The sequence below is a fragment of the Sphingomonas folli genome, assembly GCF_019429525.1.
Taxonomy (GTDB): Bacteria; Pseudomonadota; Alphaproteobacteria; order Sphingomonadales; family Sphingomonadaceae; genus Sphingomonas; species Sphingomonas folii.
Genome location: NZ_JAHXZL010000004.1, coordinates 401,990 through 408,308 on the forward strand (window position 1 = coordinate 401,990; position 6,319 = coordinate 408,308).

4 protein-coding genes are annotated in these 6,319 nt (G+C 69.2%); all 4 read right to left on the reverse strand.

What is annotated here, in order from left to right; translation table 11 throughout:
• Positions 1–126 precede the first annotated feature (126 nt).
• A complete protein-coding gene (locus KZ813_RS08775) occupies positions 127–1,536 on the reverse strand; it encodes a M20/M25/M40 family metallo-hydrolase (RefSeq protein WP_219754575.1) in 1,410 nt (469 codons plus the stop codon).
• 118 nt (positions 1,537–1,654) lie between these two features.
• Positions 1,655–1,996, reverse strand: a complete 342-nt coding sequence (locus KZ813_RS08780) for an SWIB/MDM2 domain-containing protein (RefSeq protein WP_219754576.1) — start codon at positions 1,994–1,996, stop codon at positions 1,655–1,657.
• A gap of 188 nt (positions 1,997–2,184) precedes the next feature.
• Entirely contained in the window at positions 2,185–4,992 is a 2,808-nt protein-coding gene (locus KZ813_RS08785; protein ID WP_219754577.1) for a TonB-dependent receptor, read from the reverse strand.
• Between the two features lie 127 nt (positions 4,993–5,119).
• The gene (locus KZ813_RS08790) at positions 5,120–6,112 is read right to left on the reverse strand and encodes a glycoside hydrolase family 43 protein (RefSeq protein ID WP_219754578.1); all 993 of its coding nucleotides are present in this window, start codon (positions 6,110–6,112) and stop codon (positions 5,120–5,122) included.
• Positions 6,113–6,319 lie beyond the last annotated feature (207 nt).

Here is a 6,319-nt window from a genome sequence, read left to right on the forward strand (position 1 = left end):
AAGCGGCGTCCCCCAACTGGGCCCCGGCGTTCGCCGGGGCGGTATGAGGTCAGGCGGAGCGTATCATCCGGACTCGACTACTCACCCGCCCAGGCGGCTGATCACACCGATGGGCCACCCTCGGCCTCACTTCGCCAGGTCGCCGAACAGCGACACGTAGTAGCGGATACCCGGCGCGATGTTGCGCACCTCGGTCCGCTCGTTGAGGCCGTGGCTGAAATCGTCCGACTCCTTGATGAAGGTCGGGCTCGCGCCGTAGCTCGGCACGTGGTGATAGCGGAACCACATGCTGTCGCTCGCCCCCGCCGACATGCTGGGGAAGACCGGGACGCCGGGCCAGGCCTTGCCGACCGCCCTGGTCACCGCCGCGACGAAGTCGGGGCGCATCGGCGAGGCGTCGTTGGCGACCGAGCCCTCGCTCACGTCGCGGATCGTCAGCGCCGGCTCGGCGGCGACCTGCTTCAGCGTGGCCATCACGTCCGCCGGCTTCACGCCGGGGAAGATGCGGCAGTTGATGTTGGCGGTGGCGCGCTGCGGCAGCGCGTTGAGCGCGTGCCCGCCCGACACCATCGTCGACACGCAGGTGGTGCCGATCTGCCCGACATAGGCGGGGTCGGCGGCGAGTACCGCGATGGCCTTCTCGTCCCTTGGGTTCTCCGCGAAGGCGCGCATCGCCGCGGCGAGCTCGCCGGTCTTCTGCTTGGCCGCCTCGCGGAAGAAGGTACGCGTCACGTCGGAGAGCTGCGGGGTGAAGCGGTACTGGCCGATCCGTACCAGCGCGGCGGAGAGCTGGTTGATCGCGTTCTGCGGCCGCGGCGCGGAGCTATGCCCGCCGGGATTGGTGACGGTCAGTTCGAAGTCGGCGTAGGTCTTCTCGGCGCCGTTCCAGGTGAAGAACTGCGGCCTCCCGTCCTCGGCGAACCGCCCGCCCCCGCCGTCGATGTTGATCACCAGCTCGGCGTTCTTCAGCTGCTCGGCGATGAGCGCGCTGGTCTTCATCCGCGTCTCCTCGTCGCCCGAGAACTCGAGCACGATGTCGCGGCGCGGCTTGTAGCCCTCCCGCCTCATCCGTAGCAGTGCGGTCATCGCCACCGCGGCGTCCAGCTTCATGTCGGTGGCGCCGCGGCCGTAGAGATAGCCGTTCTCGACCACCGGGGTGAACGGGTCGCGCTGCCAGTCGGCGGGCTTGGCCTCGACCACGTCGATATGGCCCGACACCACCAGCGGCTTGGCGGCGGGGTCGCTGCCGCGCCAGCGCGCGACCAGATAGGCGGTGTCGTCGACCGGGGTGATCGTGACGTCGCCATCGGCGAACCCGCCGGCGACGAGCACCGACTTGAGGTAAGCGGCGAGCTGCGGCGTCTGGTTGCCGGGTCCCGCGACGCTGCGGAAGGCGATCGCGCGCTTCGCGATGCCGAGTGCCTGCGCGTCCGAACCGATCGCGCCCGTGTCGCTCGGCGGGGTCTGTGCCGTGCCGGGCGCAGCCGTCAGCGCGAGCGTCGCGCCGAGAAGGAAGAGATTGCGCCCGATCGCCATGCACGATGCCCCTTTGTCACTGGAGGACAAAGCGTATCGCGCGGCCCCGCGGACGCAAGCGGGATCGCTGCGCCGGGCCGCATCGCGTGGGCGATGCGCGGCCCGGCGACCGGCGGGATCAGGCCTTCTTGGCGCTGAGATGCGCGCTGAGATGCTTGTTCATCTCGAACATGCTCGCCGACTTCTTGCCGAAGATCTTCTCCAGCTTGGCGTCGGCGTTGATCTGGCGCTTGTCCTTCTCGTCCTGAAGGTTGTGCTTCTTGATATATTCCCAGACCTTGCTGACGACCTCGCTGCGCGGCAGGTCGTTCTTGCCGACGATCTCGGCGAGCTCGGGCGACGGGGTGACCGGGGCCGTGATGCCGCCGCGTGCGCCGCCGGCGGCCTTGCCGGTCGACTTGACCTTCTTCTCGGCCGCGGCGGTCTCGTCCTTGCCGCGCTTCTCCGCTGATCGTGCCATCACACTCTCCTCTTTCCGCAGAATGGGTCCCCACGGCGCATCGGCCGATGCTCTGCGTGCTTACTCTGCCCACGGAGCCAACGCCGCTGCAAGTGAAACGATGCGTCTCGTGACCTTACGACACCGCTCGGCGCGATTATCGCTCGGTACGCCGCCACTTCCATCGCGGGCGCGGCGGCACCGCCCGCTCAGAAGCGGGTCCGGACGCTCACCGCATACAGGCTGTCGTCGGTGCGCGTGTCGCGCCAGAGATAATCCTCGTTGATGTAGCTGCGGTAGCGCGAGCGCAGGATGTTGCTGCCCTCCACGGTCACCGTCACGTTCCTCGTCACATCATAGCCCAGGCTGAAGTCGAGCCGGCCGTTGGGCCGGACGTAGTTGAGCCACACCGGCGTATCGACCGGGCGGACATCGCCGGTGCCGGTGCGGTCCTCGTCGAAATAGCTCGAGCGATAGGTGTAGACGAGGCGCGCCGATATGCCCTTACGGTCATAGAGCAGGCCGGCGTTGTAATTGTACTTGGACACGCCCTGGAGCGCATAGCCCGCGAGTGGATCGTCGCCGCCCACCTCCGAGTCCGCCAGCGTGAAATTGCCGAACGCGCCGAAGCCGGCGAGATCGCCCGGCAGGAAGGAGAAGAAGGTCTGTGCGCTGACCTCGATCCCCTTCAGCTTGGCGGTGCCGACGTTGCGCGGGCGCGCGATATTGTAGGTGACCCCGGCGATCACCTCCGCGGTGGTGGCGTTGAGGACTCGGTCGGTGATGTCGCGATAATAGCCCGCAATCGCGAGATAGCCGTCCTTCCAATAATATTCGACGGTGGCATCGTAGCTGTCGGACTTCTGCGGCCGGAGCAGCGGGTTGCCACCCGATCCGCTGTTGCGGATGTTGGGATTGGTCGAGACGATATAGTTGAGCCCCGGGTTGAGCGAACCGAACGCCGGCCGCGCCAGCGTCTTGGCATAGGTCGCGCGGAGCTGGAGGCCCCCGCCGAGCTGGAGCCGCGCGCTGGCGTTGGGAAGCCAGTCGGTGTCGCTCGTCTTCGAGGTGGTGGTGACCGGCGCGCCGCTCACCACGCCGGTGCCGCTGATCTCACGGTCGGTCTTGCTCAGGCGAACGCCCAGGCGACCGTCGAGCACCACCGGCCCGTCGCCGAACGGCACCTCGTAGCCCGCCTGCGCGTAGGCGGCGTAGCTCTTCTCGGCGACGTCGAAGCGTCTCGTCGGGTCGAATGCCGGTTGCCCCGCGGGCGCGCCGAAGAAGGCGCGCAGCGACTCCTGCCCCGCGCCCGACAGCAGATAGTCGCGCGACGGCAGCAGGAAGGGTGCGCCGTTGTTGATCTGCGGGATACCGGGCGCGCGCTCGAGCGGCAGCTCGGTCGCGGTGATCGGCGTCACGAATGAGGCACCGTCCGGCGGCGGCGACACGCCGAGCTGCACCTGCTGGAAATTGGCGGTGCGATCGGCGTAGCGGCCGCCGACCTCGATCGTCTTGAGGATCGAGTCGAACTCGTAGCTGGCGTCGGCCTTGGCCGCGAACAGCCCGCCGCTGGCGCGCGAATAATCCTGGAACAGCGCGTTGATGAAGGTGAAGCCGGCGGGGTCCGCCATCGGGTTGTTGGGTGCGCTGACCGCGGCGGTCTGGTCGCCGTTGGTCAGCCCCAGCGTGACGCTCGGCACGCGCTTGCCGATGTCGACGATGAAATTGGCGTTGTTGGTGATCGACCGCTCGTAGCTGAGGTCCAGGCTAGCCTTCGCCGGCCCCTGATCGAAGCGGAAGCCGCCCGCGGCGAGCCAGGTGTCGGTGCGATTGTCGTGCGCCTGGGTCGAGGTGAAGGCCTCGAGGTCGTTGAAGGTCGCGCCGTCGAACGCGCACAGGTTCTGCTGCGTGATCTGGCTCGCGTTCGTCGTCGCGTTGGGGTTGAAGCCGTCGGGCCCGACAGCGGCGGTGAAGCAATGGTCCGATCGATCGACCCCGGTGACGCTCGCCGCGGTGCCGAGCCGATACTCGTAGAAGCCGGTGGTGAATTTGCTGCGATAGGCCGAGTAGAGGCCGTCGACATAGACCTCCAGCGCGGGGCTCGCCTGCCATTGCAGCGACGCATTGGCCTGCGGCCGCTGGTAGCGGCCATATTCGTTGAGGCCGCCGGTGGAGATCGGCAGCAGCAGCCCGCTCGCACCCTGTGGCCCACCCGCGCCGGAGCGGCGGTCGGCGACGTAATTATACGGGCGGTTATAGGGGATGTCGTACCAGGACAGGTTGATCAGCGCGCCGATCTCACCGATGCCGGTGTCCCAGCGGTCGGTCGCGAGGAAGCTGACCTGCGGCCCGAGCTTCTCCGCGTTGGACGGATAGTTCAGCTTGCCGCTCAGCGCGATCGTCGGTTCGGTATAGTTGAACGCCTTGTTGAGCCGCAGGTCGATCGTGCCGGCGACGCCGCCCTCGATCAGGTTGGCGGTGTTCGACTTGAAGACGTCGACCCGCGCCACCGCCTCGGCGGGCAGGTCCTGGAACGCGAAGCCGCGCCCCTCGGCGGTGAAGATCTCGCGCCCGTCGAGCGTGGTGAGGATGTCGGGTAGGCCGCGCACCAGCGGGCTCACGATCTCATTGTTGCCGCCGACCGTCACCTGCACGCCGGGCACGCGCTGGAGCGCGGCGGCGGTGGTGGGATCGGGGAATTTGCCGATGTCCTGCGCGACGATCGAGTCGACCACCTGCGGCGCCGAGCGCTTGATCTCGGCGGCGCGCGCGAGGCTGGCGCGGATGCCGGTGACGACGATCTCGTCGCCGGTCGTCGCCGCGTCGGGTGCGGCCGGCGGTGAAGTGGCGGCGTCGGCCCCGGGCGGCGGCGTGACATCGGTCGCGGGCGGCGCCGCGGCGTCAGTCGACGGCGATGCCGGGCGCGCGCCGGGGGGCGTGTTACCCTGCTGCGCGAGCGCGGGAGCGGCGGCGACCAGCGCGCCGAGCGAGACGGATAGCGCGAGCTTCGTACGCATGGGACCTCTCCTGACCTCGTCGTCGAGCCGCACGCGCGTTCGCGCCGCCGCCCGCTATGTCACTGTACTTATCAGACAAATAGACGAAGCGTCACCTCGACGTCGCTGACCTGAAGCAGGATCGGGCTCAGCCGCGCGGCGGGGTCGGCGGGGTCGCGGTCGCCGAGAGGGGGACAGTCGGCGTCCCGCTCGCGTCCCAGCGCACGCGCGCGACGTGCGGGGCGCGGCCGGCGGTGCACCCCTGCCCCGCCGCGCTGTTCGCGTGATAGATGATCCAGGTCTGGCCCGGGGCGGCGCGGAAGAAGGCGTTGTGGCCGGGCGCATAGACCTTCGCCGCCGGCGTGGTGGCGAGGATCGGGCGCGGGGCCTTGGTCCAGCTGCGCGGGTCGAGTGGGTCGGCGCCGCGCGCGGCGCGGAGCAGCCCGACCGCGTAGCCGTCGGACCAGCAGGCGCTGCCCGAGTAAGCGAGATAGAGGTCGCCGCGCGGGCCTTGGAGAAAGGCCGGGCCCTCGAGGATCTGGCGGCCGCCCTGGCGCTCCCAGGCGCGATCGGGGCGCGCGATCACGGTCTCGCGTCCCTCCAGCGTCCAGGGATCGCGCATCGCCGCGATGGCGAGGACGCTGTCGGGACCGTCATAGGCCGAGTAGACGAACCAGAGCCGGCCGCGCGCGGTGAAGACGGTGCCGTCGAGCCCCGGCAGCCGGGTGTTCACCCGACCGCGATCGATCCAGCTGCCGCCGAGCGGGTCGGCGGCGCCATTCTCGAGCACGAAGACGCCGCGGTGGGCGTCGTCGTCGTGGTCGTCGGCGGCGGCGGTGTAATAGATGTACCAGCGACCGCGGATATGGTGCAGCTCGGGCGCCCAGATCGAGCGCGCGTTGGCGCCGCGCGCGGGGGGCTGCCAGACGGTGCGCTCGGGCGCGTCGGCGAGGTGCGACAGGTCGCGGGTACGGCGGATCGCGAGCCGGTCGCCGCGCGTCGCCATGAAATAATACCAGCCGCCGTCCGCGACGACATAAGGGTCGGGTCCCGAGCCGAGCAGCGGCTGCTGGGGCACGTCGCTCGCGGCGGTGGCAGCGAGACAGGCGAGGATGGCGGTCGGGCGATGGAGCGGGCGCATGGTCGGACCTTGGCCCGCCTGTCGCTCTCGGCGCAAGCGGACGGATCGCGACGGCGATACCGCTCGGCGCGGCAGGACGTTGTGAATGGGTTCTTGAGGGATGGGATGATGTGAGCGCGCGGGCTTCAATGCCTGGCGGCGACCTACTCTTCCACTGCTTAGGCAGTAGTACCATTGGCGCGGTCGGGTTTCACGTCCGAGTTCGGG

What these genes read in the sequence shown, in the direction of transcription:
- KZ813_RS08775 (WP_219754575.1), bottom strand. Translation starts at nt 1,536, where the DNA reads ATGGCGATCGGGCGCAATCTCTTCCTTCTCGGCGCGACGCTCGCGCTG.
- KZ813_RS08780 (WP_219754576.1), bottom strand. Translation starts at nt 1,996, where the DNA reads ATGGCACGATCAGCGGAGAAGCGCGGCAAGGACGAGACCGCCGCGGCC.
- KZ813_RS08785 (WP_219754577.1), bottom strand. Translation starts at nt 4,992, where the DNA reads ATGCGTACGAAGCTCGCGCTATCCGTCTCGCTCGGCGCGCTGGTCGCC.
- KZ813_RS08790 (WP_219754578.1), bottom strand. Translation starts at nt 6,112, where the DNA reads ATGCGCCCGCTCCATCGCCCGACCGCCATCCTCGCCTGTCTCGCTGCC.